Source organism: Streptomyces sp. NPDC057682 (genome assembly GCF_042799575.1).
Taxonomy (GTDB): domain Bacteria; phylum Actinomycetota; class Actinomycetes; order Streptomycetales; family Streptomycetaceae; genus Streptomyces.
In genome coordinates, this window is record NZ_JBHVIN010000011.1 from 118456 (window position 1) to 135113 (window position 16658).

At 73.3% G+C, this 16658-nt stretch carries 13 protein-coding genes; 8 read left to right on the plus strand and 5 right to left on the minus strand.

Annotated elements, in window-relative coordinates:
• The first annotated feature begins 47 nt into the window (after window positions 1-47).
• Window positions 48-833 (plus strand): TIGR04222 domain-containing membrane protein, encoded by a 786-nt coding sequence (locus tag ACFVDM_RS21180; protein ID WP_383641990.1) that lies wholly within the window; start codon window positions 48-50, stop codon window positions 831-833.
• A gap of 134 nt (window positions 834-967) precedes the next feature.
• Here ACFVDM_RS21180 and hemQ read toward each other — a convergent pair whose 3' ends face one another.
• Window positions 968-1702 carry a hydrogen peroxide-dependent heme synthase gene (gene hemQ / locus ACFVDM_RS21185; RefSeq protein WP_383641993.1) on the minus strand — a complete coding sequence of 245 codons (735 nt, stop codon included), beginning with the start codon at window positions 1700-1702 and terminating at the stop codon, window positions 968-970.
• A 4-nt stretch (window positions 1703-1706) separates the two neighbouring features.
• Window positions 1707-3200 (minus strand): protoporphyrinogen oxidase, encoded by a 1494-nt coding sequence (gene hemG / locus ACFVDM_RS21190; RefSeq protein ID WP_383641997.1) that lies wholly within the window; start codon window positions 3198-3200, stop codon window positions 1707-1709.
• 136 nt (window positions 3201-3336) lie between these two features.
• Here hemG and ACFVDM_RS21195 point away from each other — a divergent pair, with 136 nt between their 5' ends.
• The gene (locus ACFVDM_RS21195) at window positions 3337-4287 is read left to right on the plus strand and encodes a DUF4349 domain-containing protein (protein WP_383642000.1); all 951 of its coding nucleotides are present in this window, start codon (window positions 3337-3339) and stop codon (window positions 4285-4287) included.
• An 84-nt stretch (window positions 4288-4371) separates the two neighbouring features.
• A complete protein-coding gene (locus tag ACFVDM_RS21200) occupies window positions 4372-5754 on the plus strand; it encodes an FAD-dependent oxidoreductase (RefSeq protein WP_383642003.1) in 1383 nt (460 codons plus the stop codon).
• Between the two features lie 22 nt (window positions 5755-5776).
• On the opposite strand, the gene hemE is transcribed toward ACFVDM_RS21200, so the two are convergent.
• Window positions 5777-6850 (minus strand): uroporphyrinogen decarboxylase, encoded by a 1074-nt coding sequence (gene hemE, locus ACFVDM_RS21205; RefSeq protein WP_383642006.1) that lies wholly within the window; start codon window positions 6848-6850, stop codon window positions 5777-5779.
• A 92-nt stretch (window positions 6851-6942) separates the two neighbouring features.
• On the opposite strand from hemE, the gene ACFVDM_RS21210 reads away from it, so the two are divergent.
• The 5 genes from ACFVDM_RS21210 (at window position 6943) to ACFVDM_RS21230 (ending at window position 13601) form a co-directional block, all read left to right on the plus strand.
• Window positions 6943-7602, plus strand: coding sequence for a DUF3000 domain-containing protein (locus ACFVDM_RS21210; protein ID WP_383642009.1), 660 nt, complete (start codon window positions 6943-6945; stop codon window positions 7600-7602).
• A 273-nt stretch (window positions 7603-7875) separates the two neighbouring features.
• Complete coding sequence (locus ACFVDM_RS21215) at window positions 7876-8538, plus strand: response regulator transcription factor (RefSeq protein ID WP_018100712.1); 663 nt, start codon at window positions 7876-7878, stop codon at window positions 8536-8538.
• A gap of 156 nt (window positions 8539-8694) precedes the next feature.
• Window positions 8695-9969 carry an HRDC domain-containing protein gene (locus ACFVDM_RS21220; protein ID WP_383642012.1) on the plus strand — a complete coding sequence of 425 codons (1275 nt, stop codon included), beginning with the start codon at window positions 8695-8697 and terminating at the stop codon, window positions 9967-9969.
• Between the two features lie 279 nt (window positions 9970-10248).
• Complete coding sequence (locus ACFVDM_RS21225) at window positions 10249-11475, plus strand: thiolase family protein (protein WP_383642015.1); 1227 nt, start codon at window positions 10249-10251, stop codon at window positions 11473-11475.
• The gene (locus ACFVDM_RS21230; RefSeq protein ID WP_383642017.1) at window positions 11472-13601 is read left to right on the plus strand and encodes a 3-hydroxyacyl-CoA dehydrogenase NAD-binding domain-containing protein; all 2130 of its coding nucleotides are present in this window, start codon (window positions 11472-11474) and stop codon (window positions 13599-13601) included. The genes ACFVDM_RS21225 and ACFVDM_RS21230 overlap by 4 nt, the downstream gene beginning before the upstream one ends.
• Window positions 13602-13677: 76 nt before the next feature.
• Here ACFVDM_RS21230 and galU read toward each other — a convergent pair whose 3' ends face one another.
• Window positions 13678-14592: a UTP--glucose-1-phosphate uridylyltransferase GalU gene (gene galU, locus ACFVDM_RS21235; RefSeq protein ID WP_383642020.1), complete on the minus strand. Its 915-nt coding sequence runs from the start codon at window positions 14590-14592 to the stop codon at window positions 13678-13680.
• 28 nt (window positions 14593-14620) lie between these two features.
• Window positions 14621-16627, minus strand: a complete 2007-nt coding sequence (locus ACFVDM_RS21240; protein ID WP_383642022.1) for a glycosyltransferase — start codon at window positions 16625-16627, stop codon at window positions 14621-14623.
• Window positions 16628-16658: the final 31 nt, after the last annotated feature.

Genomic DNA, 16658 nt, shown 5'->3' on the forward strand with positions numbered 1-16658 from the left:
GTGAACAGCCCATGGCGCGAAACGCGCGTGTCGCATAGAAATCGGACATGCTCTGGGTTCTGTTCCTGCTGGTCGCGTGGGGTGCGGCTGCCGTTTCCTGCATCCGGCTCTGCCTGGCCACCGCCCGGCAGGCCGCCCCTCCCCGGCCCGCGCCGCGCACCGCCACGCGGGACGAACTCAGCCTGTACGAGACGGCGTTCCTGGCCGGCGGCCCGCACCGGGTCGCCGACACCGCGCTGGTCTCGATGCATCTGCGCCGCCGGCTGCTGCTCGCCCACACCGGCTGGGCCACGGTCGTCGATCCGGACGGACGGGACGACATGGAGCGGACGGTGATCCGTGCCATAGGGCCCCAGGGGCAGTCGCCGATACCGCCGGTCCGGGCGGCGGCGGCCGCCGCGGACGCGGTGCGGGCCGTCGCGGACCGGCTGGTCGCCGCGGGCCTGGCCCTGCCGGGCGGCGGATCGGACATCGCCGCGGCCGTGCACGCGGTGCGCCGGGCCGCCGCGCTGGTACTCGTGATGGGTGCCGCCGCGCTGACCGTGCCCCTCCAGGGAGCCCGTCCGGCGGGGTCGGAGGTGCCGGTGCTCGTCTGGTTCGCGATGCCGCTGGTGCTGACCGTGGGCTGTCTGCTCATCGCGCGGATGGAGTCGGGACCGCACAGCCCGTGGGCCTCACCGGCCGGACAGCGGCTGCTGGACGCCCGCCGGCTCGCCGCGTCCGGTCCGGAGGGCGATGTGCTGGCGGCGGTCGCCGTACGGGGCGTCGCGGCGGTCGCCGATCCGGCGCTGCGGGCCGCGCTCACCGGCAGGACGGCGCGCACCGTCCCGTAGACGACAACGGTGCGGCGCGCCGGAGGCGCGCCGCACCGTGAGCCGAACCCGGTGTCGCTGGACCGGCGGGCGGCACGGGGTGCCGCTCGGTCCGCCGTCTGATCTTCCGGGCTGGGGTGACCGGGTCCCGCTCGCTACGCGAGCCCGGCCACCAGGTCCGCGACCGACTTGCGCCGGCCGGTGAAGAAGGGGACCTCCTCGCGGACGTGCATCCGCGCCTCGGAGGCCCGCAGGTGACGCATCAGGTCGACGATGCGGTACAGCTCGTCCGCCTCGAAGGCCAGCACCCACTCGTAGTCGCCGAGCGAGAACGAGGCGACGGTGTTGGCGCGCACGTCGGGGTAGCCGCGGGCCATCTTGCCGTGGTCGGCGAGCATCCGGCGACGGTCCTCGTCGGGCAGCAGGTACCAGTCGTAGGAGCGCACGAACGGATACACGCTGACGTAGTCGCGCGCGTTCTCGTCGGCGAGGAAGGCCGGGATGTGCGACTTGTTGAACTCGGCGGGGCGGTGCAGCGCCATGTTCGACCAGACCGGTTCGAGGTTCCTGCCCAGCCGGGTGCGGCGGAAGAGGTTGTACGCCTCCTGGAGCTCGTCCGCCGTCTCCGCGTGCCACCAGATCATCACGTCGGCGTCGGCGCGCAGGCCGGAGACGTCGTAGGTGCCGCGGATCGTGATGTCCTTGGCCGCGAGCTGGTCGAACAGCTCCTGGACCTCGCCGGCCACGGCGGCCCGGTCCGTGTCGGCGGGCAGGACGTCGCGCAGCTTGAACACGGACCAGAGCGTGTAGCGGATGACCTCGTTGAGGTCCTTCGCCTTCTTTCCGGCGTTCGGACTCTTGCTGGATGTCGCAGTCTCAGGAGCACTCATACGGCTATTGTCCCGCCTCGCTCCCTGTGCCCTGAACCAGGGGTGGGGTGGCGATGATCTCCCCGTCCCGGGGCGTGTCGCCCCCGAGGTCGTGGGCGATCTCGTCCGCCGCGCGCCGGGCACTGGCGATGCAGGCGGGGATGCCGACGCCGTCGTAGACCGCTCCGCAGACGCGCAGCGCGGGCAGCTTGGCGACCTCCTCGCGGATCCGGGCGACCCGGGTGAGGTGGCCCACGGGGTACTGGGGCAGTCCGCCGATCCACCGGGTGACCTCGGTGCCGACGGGGCGGGCGGTCAGTCCGGTGGCGTCGGCGAGGTCGGCCAGCGAGACGGCGACGAGGTCGGCGTCCTCGCGGTGCAGATGGTCCTCCTCGCCGTAACGGCCCACCGAGGTCCGCAGTACGAAGAGCCCGGGGGCCGCGTCGGCGACCCACCGCCACTTGTGGGTGGAGAACGTGGAGGCCTTGATCGTGCGGCCCTCGGCCGGGGGCACCAGGAAGCCGGAGCGCCCGTCGAAGGCCGGCAGCCCGGCCACGTCGGAGCGCCTGAACGCCATGGTGACCAGGGCCATCGAGGCGTACTCGACGCCCGCCAGCTCGGCCGACGCGGCCGGGGACTCGGCGGCGAGCAGGGTGGACGCCGACCAGGCGGGGGCGGCGAGGACGATGCCGTCGGCGGCGATCACCCGGGCGTCGGTGCGCACGTCCCAGCCGTCGGCGGTACGGGTCAGGCCGAGCACCGGGGTCTCGGTGAGGATCTCCCCGCCGGCCGCGCGCACGGTGTCCGCGACGGCTCCGGGCAGGGTGCCGATACCGCCCTCGATGCCCTGGAAGACCGGGCCGGTGAGCTGCCGGGCGGCCGCCTCCCGCTGGATCCGGGCGACGCCGTCGAGGAGCGAGCCGGCGCCCCGGGCGACCTCGAAGAGCTGCGGTACGGCGGCGCGCATCGAGATGCGGTAGGCGTCGCCCGCGTACACCCCGCCCAGCAGCGGTTCCACGAGCAGGTCGACGACCTCGCGGCCGAGCCGGTCCGCGACGTAGGCGCCGACCGCGACGTCCTCGCCGACGGCGGTGGGGGTCAGCTCGCGTTCCTGGGCGATCCGGGCCAGGCCCTCGGGCGTCAGGACGTCGCCCAGGACCGCCGGGTCGCCCGGGACGCCCATCACATGGCCCTTGGGCATGGGGCGCAGGGCGTCGCGCGTCCAGAGGGCGGCGGTGGCGGTGGCGGGCGGCTGGAGACGGTCGGTGAGGCCGGCGGCGCGGGCCAGGTCGACCGCCTCGGGGCGGCGGGCGAGCACGGACTCGGCGCCGAGGTCGACCCGGACGCCCGCGACCTCGCCGGTCATGAGCTTGCCGCCGAGCCGGGCGGTCGCCTCCAGGAGGGTGACCCGCAGACCGCTGCCGAGGAGCCGGTGGGCGGCCGCGAGTCCGGCGATGCCGCCGCCGATGACGACCACATGGGCCGGGGCCCGGTCCGCACGCTGTGTTGAACGCTGCATGCCCCCACTCTCTCAAACCCCGTCCGAGTCCTGACCGTGACCGCTTCGAAACCGTCGGGGCGAAACCGCTGACGCCCCCTCATCCGTCGAACCGGCACCATCAACCACCTGTCCTGGGGGGACTGTTATGCATCCCGTGCCCGACCTCCGCTCCGGCCCGGCGGCGTCCGCCGCCCGCCGTTCCCGGATCGTCCTCGCCGCCGGACTGCTCGCCGCCGCGCTCGCGCTCGGCGGCTGCGGCGCCGCGTCCGACGACTCCGGAGGGGACGGCGACAAGCGCGGCCTGACCGCCGAGGCCCGGGGGAAGGCCGACTCCGCCGCCGGTGAGGCGGCCGACACCGCGCGGGCGGACGGCTCAGCGAAGGGCGCGGCCGGCTCGGCGGCGCCGAAGCAGCCGAAACCGGCCGCCACCCACGTCATCCGCACCGCGACGCTGTCCGTCGAGGTGAGGAGCGCCTCCCGGGCGGCGGCGAGTGCCCGGACCGTGACGCAGAACGCGGGCGGGCTGGTCGCCGAGGAGAGCACCGAGCGGGTGGACGGCGACCGCTCCACCTCGCATCTCGTGCTGCGCGTCCCGCAGGACGCGTACGACCGGGTGCTGCGGGAGCTGTCGGGGGCCGGGAAGCTGCTGTCGCGCACCTCGGAGGCGAAGGACGTCACGGACCAGGTCGTCGACACCGACAGCCGGATCGCCACCCAGCGCTCCAGCGTGGCCCGGGTGCGCGCGCTGATGGACCGGGCCGACAAGCTCACCGACGTGGTCGCCCTGGAGGGCGAACTGAGCAGCCGCCAGGCCGCGTTGGAGTCGCTGCTCGCCCAGCAGGCCTCGCTCAAGGACCGTACCTCGATGGCCACGGTCACCCTCGACCTCATCGAGCCGGAGTCCCCGGCCGCCGCGTCCGACGACGATCCGGGGTTCCTGGACGCCCTGACCGGCGGCTGGCACGCCTTCACGACGATGCTGCGGTGGCTGGCGATGGCCGTGGGGGCCTCGGCGCCGTTCCTGGCCGTGGCCGCCGCCGCACTGGTCCTGTGGCGGTTCGCCGCCCGCCGGAGGCGGAAGGCGGCGCCGCCGGCCGGCGGGTGAGCGCGTCCCGGGGGCGCCGCCGCGCCCCCGGGTCCCCCGGCGCCGTAGCGTGGGCCTTTTCGGACGGGCGTCGGAGGTACGGGCATGGTGGCGGAACGACTGGTGGTCATCGGCGGCGACGCGGCGGGGATGTCCGCCGCCTCCCAGGCGCGTCGGCTCAAGGACCCCGGGGAGCTGGAGATCGTCGCCTTCGAGCGCGGTCACTTCACCTCGTTCTCCGCCTGCGGCATTCCGTACTGGGTGGGCGGCGACGTGGCGGAGCGGGACGATCTGATCGCCCGTACGCCCGAGGAGCACCGGGCCCGCGGCATCGATCTGCGGATGCGCACCGAGGTGACGGAGATCGACACCGCGGAACGGCGGGTGCGCGCCCGGGACCGGGACTCGGGCGAGACGTACTGGACGGACTTCGACAAGCTGGTGATCGCCACGGGCGCCCGCCCGGTCCGCCCGGACCTGCCGGGGATGGACGCGGCCGGGGTGCACGGGGTGCAGACCCTGGACGACGGGCAGGCCCTGCTGGACTCGCTGGACCGTACGCGGGGGCGGCGGGCCGTCGTCGTCGGCGCCGGGTACATCGGCGTCGAGATGGCCGAGGCCATGCTGAACCGGGGCTTCGAGGTGACGGTCCTCAACCGGGGCGAGCAGCCGATGGCGACGCTCGACCCGGACATGGGCCGGATGGTCGGCGAGGCGATGGCCGGGCTGGGGATCACGACGGTGAACGGGGCGGCGGTCACCGCGATCCGGACCGGGGCGGACGGCCGGGTGAGCGCCGTGGAGACGGCGAACGGCTCGTACCCGGCGGACGTGGTGGTGCTCGGCATCGGGGTCGAGCCGGAGACGGAGCTGGCCCGCGCGGCCGGGCTGCCGGTGGGGCCGCACGGCGGGCTGCTCACCGATCTGTCGATGCGGGTCGAGGGCCGGCAGGACATCTGGGCGGGCGGGGACTGCGTCGAGGTCCTGGACCTGGTGGCGGGCCGCACCCGGCACATCGCGCTGGGCACGCACGCCAACAAGCACGGTCAGATCATCGGGTCCAACGTGGGCGGCGGCTACGGCACGTTCCCCGGTGTCGTCGGCACCGCGGTGAGCAAGGTCTGCGATCTGGAGATCGCCCGGACGGGGCTGCGCGAGAAGGACGCCCGTGCGGTGGGGCTGCGGTTCGTCACGGCGACGATCGAGTCGACGGGCCGGGCGGGCTACTACCCGGGGGCGCGGCCGATGACGGTGAAGATGATCGCGGAGTACCGCACGGGGCGGCTGCTGGGGGTGCAGATCGTCGGCCGTGACGGGGCGGCGAAGCGGGTGGACGTGGCGGCGGTGGCGCTGACCGCCGGGATGACCGTCGACCGGATGACCGCCCTCGATCTGGGCTACGCGCCGCCGTTCTCCCCGGTGTGGGACCCGGTCCTGGTGGCAGCGCGCAAGGCGGTGGCCGCGGTGCGGGCGGCCGGCACGGTCTGAGCGTGCCGGCCCCGCGCCCGGGTCAGCGGGCGCTGCTGCGGTGGACGTACTCGACGAGGCGGGTCAGGGCGTCGGGGTCCATGGACGGCATGACGCCGTGGCCCAGGTTGAAGATGTGGCCCTCCAGACCGGCCGCGGCGTCCAGCACCTCCTGCGCCTTGGCCTCCACGACGGAGGTCGGGGCGTAGAGCACGGCGGGGTCGAGGTTGCCCTGGAGCGCCTTGCCGGGGCCGACGCGGCGGGCGGCCTCGTCGAGCGGGACCCGCCAGTCGACGCCGACGACGTCCGCGCCGGCCTCGCCCATGAGGCCGAGCAGTTCGCCGGTGCCGACGCCGAAGTGGATGCGCGGGACCCCGTACGGGGCGACGGCGTCGAAGACCTTCGCGGAGGCGGACAGCACCGAGCGGCGGTAGTCGGCGGGTGACAGTGCGCCGACCCAGGAGTCGAAGAGCTGCACGGCGCTCGCGCCGGCCTCGATCTGGACCTCGAGGAACGCTCCGGTGATCTCCGCGAGCCGGTCGAGGAGGTCGGCCCAGAGCTCCGGGTCGCCGTACATCATGGCCTTGGTGTGCTCGTGGTTGCGGGAGGGGCCGCCTTCCACGAGGTAGCTCGCGAGGGTGAACGGGGCGCCCGCGAAACCGATCAGCGGGGTGGCGCCCAGTTCGGCGGTGAGGATGCCGATGGCCTCGGTGACGTACGGGACGTCCTCGGGGGTGAGGTCGCGCAGCCGGGCCAGGTCGGCGCGGGTGCGGATCGGCTCGGCGATGACGGGGCCGACACCGGGCTTGATGTCCAGATCGATGCCGATGGCCCGGAGCGGGACGACGATGTCGCTGAAGTAGATCGCGGCGTCGACCTTGTGGCGGCGCACGGGCTGCAGGGTGATCTCGGCGATGAGGTCCGGGATCGTGCAGGAGTCCAGCATCGGGATGCCCTCGCGCACCTTGTGGTACTCGGGGAGCGACCGGCCCGCCTGGCGCATGAACCAGACCGGCGTGTGCGGCACGGGTTCGCGCCGGCACGCCTTCAGGAACACCGAGTCGTGGGGGGCGGAGGTCGTCGTCTGCTGGCCCGAGGGGCGGTCAATGGCGCTCACGTACAGAATCTTCGCATGTACGCGGAATGAGCCCGGCCCCGCACGGGTGTCCTTCCGGACGCGGGGCTCCGGTTCCGCCTACTCTTCCCCGCATGGCTGCGGCTCAGGGACACTTCTCCGAACAATCCGACGGCGCCGGCGAGCAGAGCGGCGCGGAGGGTGGATCCGTCCCGCCCGCGTTCCGTGCGGCGGTGGACGCCCTGCGCACGGCGCGGCTCCGCCCCGAGCTGGAGGTGGAGCCGACGCGTCCGCCGAAACGGCTGGCGCCGTACGCGTACGCACTGGAGGCGGCGGTCGTCGACGGCGAGGACGACCTCGCGGACGGGCGGCTGGTGCTGCTGCACGATCCGGCCGGGCACGACGCCTGGCAGGGCGGGTTCCGGCTGGTGACGCTGGTGCGCGCGGAGCTTGAGCCGGAGATGGCGTCCGATCCGCTGCTGCCGGAGGTGTGCTGGTCCTGGCTGACCGGTGCGCTGGAGGCGCGCGGGCTGTCGTACGGCGAGGCGGGCGGCACGGTCACGCGGGCGGGCTCGCACTACTTCGGGGCGCTGGAGACCCGGCGGCCGGCGACGCAGATCGAGATCCGGGCGTCCTGGACGCCGCGCGAGGGCCGCGGCGGGGTGCCGGACACCGGGGCGCATCTGATGGCGTGGGGCGATCTGCTGTGCCAGATCGCCGGGCTGCCGCCGTCGGGTCCGGTGGACGCGGCCGTGGTGACGCTGCCGCAGCGGCGGGGTCCGCAGACGCCGTAACCGGTCCGGATTCCGGATCCTCGTTCCGCCGGCGGGGCCGCGTGCCCCGCCGGCGTTCTCCGTGACGCTCCGTCACGCGATGTCGCACAGCCACCGGCGTTCTTTTCGTACAATCGATCGCGCGTCCTATTTGCCCGAATTGTTACTCACCAAATCGTGATCTTCCCCTAAAGGAGCAGGGGTCCCCTGCCGAAGGAGTCAATGACCCTTCAAGCACGGTTCGCCCCGGCTTCATCCCCGAGCCGGCCGTCCCGCCACTCCCCAGGAGGCCTGGTGTCCGTTCTCCTAGAGCAGCCCGCAAGCCTGGTCGCCTACCGCCCGAACAAGCCGACGGCCATGGTCGTCGTGGCCGACCCGCGCGTCCGTTCCACCGTCACCCGCCATCTGTGGGCACTCGGAGTTCGTGACGTCATCGAGGCGTCGTCCATCGCGGAGGCCCGTCCCCGCGTCGGCAACCCGCGCGACATCTGCGTTGCCGACGTCCACCTGCCCGACGGTTCCGGGCTGACCCTGCTGTCCGAAACCCGAGCCGCCGGCTGGCCCAACGGTCTCGCCCTCTCGGCCGCCGACGACATCGGCGCCGTGCGCAACGCCCTGGCGGGCGGCGTCAAGGGCTACGTCGTCACCGGCACCCGCACCAACATCGGCCACCCCGCCCGCCCCGGCGTCGCCCCCATCGGCGCCACCGCCGCCCGTATGCACCGCCGGCCCCCCGGCACCCCGAGCCACCCGGGCGGCTACCGGGAACTCTCCGGCCGCGAGGTGGAGGTCCTGCGGCTGGTCGCCGAAGGCCAGTCCAACAAGGCCATCGGCGTCTCCATGGGCCTCTCCGCCCTGACCGTCAAGAGCCACCTCGCCCGCATCGCCCGCAAGCTCGGCACCGGCGACCGGGCCGGCATGGTCGCCGTCGCCCTGCGCACGGGCATCATCCACTGACCCCGAGCCCACCCGACCACGAGTCCACCCGCCCCCGACGACACAGCGCCCCCGCCGGTGCGCAGCCATGCGGATCCGGCCGGATTACATGCATCGGCGCCCGTCAACGGATCATTCCGTCGACGGGCGCCGCACATCCCCGGATACCCTTGACACGTGACCGACGCCCAAGAGACCGCAGCAGACAGTTCACTGCGAACCACCGGGGGCGCCCCCCCGGACGACGTCGCCCCGGCGCCGATCCCCTTGCTCGAACCTCGCGAGGGCATTCCGCCGGTGGTGGCCACCGACGACGCCCTGGCCGGGGTGATCGCGGCCTTCGCCGCGGGCTCCGGCCCCGTGGCCGTGGACGCCGAGCGCGCCTCGGGCTACCGCTACGGGCAGCGCGCCTACCTGGTGCAGCTGCGCCGCGACGGGGCGGGAAGCGCCCTGGTCGACCCGGTCGGCTGCCCCGATCTGTCCGGTCTCGGTGAGGCCCTGCACGGCACCGAATGGATCCTGCACGCGGCCACCCAGGACCTGCCCTGTCTGCGCGAGATAGGGATGACACCGACCGGTCTCTTCGACACGGAGCTGGCGGGACGGCTCGCCGGATTCCCCCGGGTCGGCCTCGGCGCCATGGTCGAGAGCGTCCTCGGGTACTCCCTGGAGAAGGGCCACTCGGCCGTCGACTGGTCGACCCGCCCGCTGCCCGACCCGTGGCTGCGCTACGCGGCCCTCGACGTCGAGCTGCTGATCGACCTGCGCAACGCGCTGGAGGAGGAGCTGGACCGGCAGGGCAAGCTGGAGTGGGCGCAGGAGGAGTTCGCCGCCATCGCGACGGCGCCGCCCGCTCCCCCGCGCCAGGATCCCTGGCGCCGCACCTCCGGGATGCACAAGGTCCGCCGCCGCCGGCAGATGGCCGTGGTCCGCGAGCTGTGGAACCTGCGCGACCAGGTCGCCCGGCGCCGCGACATCTCGCCCGGCAAGGTCCTCGGCGACGCGGCGATCGTGGAGGCCGCGCTCGCGCTGCCGTCCAGCACCCACGCCCTGACCGCGCTGCCCGGCTTCGGCCACCGCATGGGCCGGCGCCAGCTGGAGCAGTGGCAGGCCGCGGTGGACCGGGCCAAGGCGCTGCCCGACACGGAGCTGCCGCAGCCCGGCCAGCCGCTGGCCGGTCCGCCGCCGCCCCGGGCCTGGGCGGACAAGGACCCGGCGGCGGCGGCCCGGCTGTCGGCCGCCCGCGCGGCCGTCTCCGGGCTGGCCGAGCGGCTGCACATGCCGCAGGAGAACCTGATCACGCCGGACACCGTGCGCCGGGTCTGCTGGGAGCCGCCGAAGCGGCTGACGCCCGAGACGGTCGAGGACGCGCTCGCCGGCCACGGCGCGCGGCACTGGCAGATCGAACAGGTGGCCCCCCTCCTGGTCCGCGCGCTCGCCACGGGGGCCTGAGCGCCTGCGGGCGGAGGTGCCGCCAGGGTCGTATTCACGCCAGGTTCGCGTGGTGTCCGTTCAGCGGACGCACCGGGCCCGGACCGCTCTCCCCGGAGGCGGTCCGGGCCCTTTCGCGCATCGTCCCGGAAGGCGTCCGGCCCGTTTCGCGCATGTGACCTTCGCCGCTCCCGGCGCAAGGACTGGGCAGTCTGGTTACCCGCTAGTAGCATGTGAGGGCGGCACGCCTCCGGGCGTGCCTCGCAGCAGTGCCATCCCGCACCCTGGAGGAGAGCCATCGTGCCTCGTACCATCCGGGACGTCGTCTTCGTCGACGGCGTCCGCACCCCGTTCGGCAAGGCGGGCCCGAAGGGCATCTACCACGAGACCCGCGCCGACGATCTCGTCGTGAAGGCCATCCGGGAGCTGCTGCGACGCAACCCGGACCTGGACCCCAAGAAGATCGACGAGGTCGCCATCGCCGCGACCACCCAGATCGGCGACCAGGGCCTCACCCTCGGCCGTACCGCCGGGATCCTCGCCGGACTGCCGCAGTCGGTCCCGGGCTACTCGATCGACCGCATGTGCGCGGGCGCGCTGACCGCCGTGACCTCGACGGCCGGCTCCATCGCCTTCGGCGCGTACGACGTGGTCGTCGCCGGCGGTGTCGAGCACATGGGCCGCCACCCGATGGGCGAGGGCGTGGACCCGAACCCGCGCTTCGTGTCGGAGAAGTTGGTCGACGAGTCCGCCCTGTTCATGGGGATGACCGCGGAGAACCTGCACGACCGCTACCCCACGATCACCAAGGAGCGCGCGGACGCCTACGCGGTGCGCTCGCAGGAGAAGGCCGCCAAGGCGTACGCCAACGGCACGATCCAGCAGGACCTGGTGCCGGTCTCGGTGCGCCGCACCAACGCGGACGCCGGTGAGACGGGCTGGGGCCTGGTCACCGCCGACGAGCCGATGCGTCCGGGCACCACCATGGAGTCCCTGGCGAACCTGAAGACCCCCTTCCGCGCCCACGGCCGCGTCACGGCCGGTAACGCCGCGGGGCTCAACGACGGCGCCACCGCCTCGCTGCTCGCCGCCGAGGACGTCGCCCGCGAGCTGGGCCTCCCGGTCAAGATGCGCCTGGTCTCCTACGCCTTCGCCGGCGTGGAGCCGGAGGTCATGGGCTACGGCCCGATCCCGGCCACCGAGAAGGCCCTCGCCAAGGCCGGCCTGTCCATCTCGGACATCGGCCTCTTCGAGATCAACGAGGCCTTCGCCGTACAGGTGCTGGCCTTCCTGGAGCACTACGGCATCGCCGACGACGACGCCCGCGTCAACCAGTACGGCGGCGCCATCGCCTACGGCCACCCGCTGGCCTCCTCCGGCGTCCGGCTGATGACCCAGCTGGCCCGCCAGTTCGAGGAGCAGCCGCAGGTCCGCTACGGCCTGACGACGATGTGCGTCGGCTTCGGCATGGGCGCCACCGTCATCTGGGAGAACCCGCACTTCGAGAACGCCGGAGGCGACAAGTGAGCACCACCGCCGAGCTTCTGAAGGGGGCGGCCGAGCTGTTCCCCGGCGAGGTCGTCACCCAGGCGCACGTACGCCACCTGGACCTCCCGGCCGGTGCGGGCCGTTTCGCCCTCATCACGCTGGACAACGGCCTGGACCACACCAAGCCGACCACCTTCGGACCGCAGTCGCTGGCGAACCTGAACGCCGCGATCGACCAGGTCGAGAAGGAGGCCGCCGAGGGCGCGATCACCGGCATCGGCATCACCGGCAAGCCGTTCATCTTCGCCGTCGGCGCCGACCTCAAGGGCGTCGAGCTGCTCAAGGAGCACCAGGACGCGCTGGCCATCGGCAAGGGCGGCCACGACGTCTTCCGCCGGCTCTCCGGCCTCGCCGTGCCCACCTTCGCGTACTACAACGGCGCGGCCATGGGCGGCGGTGTCGAGGTCGGTCTGCACTGCTCGTACCGCACCGTCTCCAAGGCGCTGCCGGCGTTCTCGCTGCCCGAGGTCTTCCTCGGCCTGGTTCCCGGCTGGGGCGGCTGCGCCCTGCTGCCGAACCTGATCGGCGCCGACCGCGCGGTCTCGGTGATCATCGAGAACTCGCTGAACCAGAACCGCCAGCTCAAGGGCAAGCAGGTCCACGAGCTGGGCATCGCCGACGCGATCTTCGAGGGCGCGGACTTCCTGGAGCGGTCCCTCGTCTGGACCGCCGACGTGCTCAACGGCACCGTCACGGTGGAGCGTCCCGAGGTCGACCGCGGGGAGGCCTGGGACCAGGCCGTCGCCCGCGGCCGGGCCATCGCCGACTCCAAGGTGCACGGCGCCGCCCCGGCCGCGTACCGCGCGCTGGAGATCATCGCCGCGGCCAAGGACGGCGACCTGTCGGCCGGCTTCGACCGCGAGGACCAGGCCCTGGCGGACCTGATCATGGGCGGCGAGCTGCGCTCCGGGATCTACTCCTTCAACCTGGTCCAGAAGCGCGCCAAGCGCCCGGCCGGTGCCCCGGACAAGAACCTGGCCCGCCCCGTCACCAAGGTCGGCGTGGTGGGCGCGGGCCTGATGGCCAGCCAGCTCGCCCTGCTGTTCCTGCGCCGCCTTGAGGTGCCGGTCGTGCTGACCGACATCGACCAGGCGCGCGTCGACAAGGGTGTGGGCTACGTCCACGCCGAGATCGAGAAGCTGCTCGGCAAGGGCCGCATCAACCAGGACAAGGCCAACCGCCTGAAGGCCCTGGTCTCCGGTGTGCTGGACAAGGCGGAGGGCTTCTCCGACGCCGACTTCATCATCGAGGCCGTCTTCGAGGAGATCGGCGTCAAGCAGCAGGTGTTCGCCGAGGTCGAGGCCGTCGCCCCGGCGCACGCGATCCTCGCCACCAACACCTCCTCCCTCTCGGTCACCGAGATGGCGTCGAAGCTGAAGCACCCCGAGCGCGTGGTCGGCTTCCACTTCTTCAACCCGGTCGCGATCCTCCCGCTCCTGGAGATCGTGCGCGGCGAGCGGACCGACGACGCCTCGCTGGCGACGGCCTTCGGTGTCGCCCGCAAGCTGAAGAAGACCGCGGTGCTGGTGAAGGACGCCCCGGCGTTCGTCGTCAACCGCATCCTCACCCGCTTCATGGGCGAGATCCAGAACGTCATCGACGAGGGCACCCCGGTCGAGGTCGCCGAGAAGGCCATCGAGCCGCTCGGCCTGCCGATGTCCCCGCTGGTGCTCCTGGAGCTGGTCGGCCCGGCGATCGGCCTGCACGTCTCCGAGACCCTGAACCGCGCCTTCCCGGACCGGTTCACCGTCTCCGAGAACCTGGCCGCCGTGGTCAAGGCCGGCAAGCGCGGCTTCTACGTCTACGATTCCGGCAAGCCGGAGCTGGACCCGGAGGTCGCCGCCCTCCTCAAGCAGGGCGACTCCGTCCTGTCCGAGGAGCAGGTCCGCGACCGCGTCCTGGACGCCGTCGCCCAGGAGATCGGCCTGATGCTCGACGAGGGCGTCGTCGCCGAGGCCCAGGACATCGACCTCTGCCTGATCACCGGCGCCGGCTGGCCCTTCCACCTGGGCGGCATCACGCCGTACCTGGACCGCGAGGGCGTCTCCGAGCGGGTGAACGGGAAGAAGTTCCTGGAGCGGGGCGTGGCGAGCGTTCCGGCGTAACCCTTCCGGGTGCCGCGCGAGGGCCGTACGGGATCGTCCCGTACGGCCCTCGTCGTATGCGGTTCCGGGCACGCCCCTAACGGACGGCGTCCTCCTGGACGAACTCCTTCAGCCAGGCGCGGAAGTCCGGGCCGAGGTCGTCGCGTTCGCAGGCGAGGCGGACGACGGCGCGCAGGTAGTCGCCGCGGTCGCCGGTGTCGTAGCGGCGGCCGTCGAAGACGACGGCGTGGACGGGGCCGCCGAGCGCGGGGTCGAGGGCGAGCCGGCGCAGGGCGTCGGTGAGCTGGATCTCGCCGCCGCGGCCCGGCGGGGTGTCGCGCAGGACGCCGAAGATCTGCGGGGCGAGGACATAGCGGCCGATGACGGCGAGGTTGCTGGGCGCGGTGCCCGGTTCGGGCTTCTCCACGAGGTCGGTGACGGCCAGGACGTCGTCCGCCTCGCCGTCCAGCGGGGCCACGGCGGCGCAGCCGTACAGGTGGGTGCGGTCGTCGGGGACCTCCATGAGGGCGACGACGCTGCCGCCGTGCCGTTCCTGGATCTCCAGCATCCGGGCGAGCAACGGATCGCGCTCGTCGATGAGGTCGTCGCCGAGGAGCACCGCGAACGGGGCGTCGCCGACGTGCGGTTCGGCGCACAGGACGGCGTGGCCCAGGCCCAGCGGATCGCCCTGGCGTACGTAGTGGACGTCGGCCAGGTCGCTCGACTCCCGGACCTGGCCGAGCCGGCCGAGGTCGCCCTTCAGCTCCAGCAGGTGCTCCAGCTCGTAGGCGCGGTCGAAGTGGTCCTCCAGGGCCCGCTTGTTGCGGCCGGTGACCATGAGGACGTCGTCGAGTCCGCTGCGCACGGCCTCGGCGACCACGTACTCGATGGCGGGCCGGTCCACGACCGGGAGCATCTCCTTGGGCGTGGCCTTGGTCGCGGGGAGGAATCGGGTGCCGAGGCCCGCGGCCGGGATGACGGCCTTGCGGGTGCGGCGGTGGTGCGTGGTCATGTACGCGTGTACTCCGGAGACGTCGGGGTCAGGACTTGTCGGGGCTGACGGTGAAGGACAGCTCGTTGCCCGGGGTGTAGAAGACCCGTCCGCGCGAGGCGCCCTGTGTCGGGTGGTGCCAGCGCTGGGTGGGGTAGACGTCGATCCGCTTGCGCTCCAGGAGGTCGTCGAAGAAGCGCGCGAGCCGGATGCGCGGCCGGCCCGGTTCGCGTTCCAGGCACAGGTCCCAGTCGTCGTGGCCGCCCGAGGAGGCGGCGACCACCCCGGCGAACGGCAGATGGGCCTCGAAGGCGCCCTCGTATCCGACGGAGACCTGGCCGGACACGGTGGAGGCGGCGCTCCCCTTGCGCGGCACGGCCGCCAGGCGCAGCCCGTTCGTGTCGCCGCCCGGCGGCAGGATCAGGGTGCCGCGCACGAGCCAGCCGTCCGGGCCGACGACGACGGAGGTCACCTCGGCGTGCTCGGCGCGGTGGCGTACGAAGACCGAGAGGTGGCCGTCGGCGGTGCGGTAGGGGAAGGGCCAGTAGGCGGGGCCCTCCGGCGCGATGCGGCGGACCAGCAGGCCTCCGGTGTGGATGCTCTCCACGGTCAGGGGGCTCCGTCCGCCGTCCGGCAGTTCGGCGTCGATGTCGTAGCGGCCCTCGCCGAGGACGGCCGGTTCGGCGGGGATCGCGTACACCGCGCGTACGGCGCCCGTCGCCTCGTCCACCGAGGTTCCGAGCGCGGCCAGGCGGGCCAGCGGGCTGTCTGCCTTGCGCAGGGTGACGCGGAGCACGGGGGGTTCGGTCCCCGGGGGCAGCACGGCACCGACCTCGATGGTGCCGTCGCCGCGCACCAGTACCTCGACGGGCAGGCCCACGGGCGCGGGGGCCGGGGCGGTGTCCACGCCCCCGCCCGGCCGGGGGACCGCCGCCGAGACCTCCCGCAGGAAGGTGTCGTAGCGGAAGGCGATGCGCTCGGCGCTGTAGAGCGGGGCCGAGGCGTAGGCGCCCTGGGAGAGCTGCTCGCGTTCGGCGGGCTGCTCGATGAGGTAGCGCATCCCGTGGGCCATCGCCTCGTCGTCGCCGACGGGCACCAGGATGCCGTTGCGGCCCGGCGCGACGATCTCGCCGGGGCCGAAGGGCGCGTCGGCGGCCAGCACGGGCAGTCCGTGGTGCATGGCCTCGACGAGGGTCAGGCCGAAGGACTCGCGACGGGCGGAGCTGACCGCGAAGGCGGCCTTGTCCCATTCGGCCGTGAGATCCGGCACGGCGCCCATCAGGCGGACCGCGTCGCTGAGCCCGTGGGCGTGGACGAGGTCCTGGAGCCGTTCGCGCTCGGGACCGCGGCCGAAGATGCGCAGCCGCCACTGCGGGTGGTGGGGCGCGACCCGGGCGAAGGCGTTGATGAGCGTGTCGAAGCCCTTGCGCGGAACGAGCTGGCCCGCGGCCATGATGAGCGGCAGTCCGCGCACGGGTGCGTGACGGGCCGGTGGCGGCACGATGTTGCCGATGGCGGCGAACGGGGGTGCCTGGTCGCCGAGCTGGCGGCGGTAGTTGTCCGCGTCGGCCTGGGTGAGGCACACGACGCCGTCCATCTCGCGGTACAGCTCCAGGGTGCGGTCGCGCAGCTCCTGCGAGGGCACCATGGAGCCTTCGTGGTCGATGACCACGCGGCCGTAGCCGTGGCGCCCGTGGGCGATGAAGTACGCGCCGAACGAGGGCCGGGCGGCGATCACGATGTCGGACCCGCCGCGTCCGAGCGCGCCGAGGATCAGGTCGTCGATGTCCTGGGTGTACTGGTCGGACCAGCTGTCCTCGCGCGGCATGATCCGGGACCGGGGGCCGCCCGCGGTCTTCGGCGCGCCGCCCCGCTGGTCCACCAGGTACCGCAGCCCCACCCGGTCGGACGGGGCGAAGGGCGGCCGGTCCGCCGTGCGGAAGACCGAGACGATCTCGACCTCGTGGTGCACCGCGAGCGCGGAGGCCAGGCTGCTGGTCGCCCGGGGTACCCCGCCGAAGTTGTCGATGCTGTGGAGCAGGAAGGAGATCCGCACAACTGTCCTCTGGGATGCTCGGGGTTCTGGG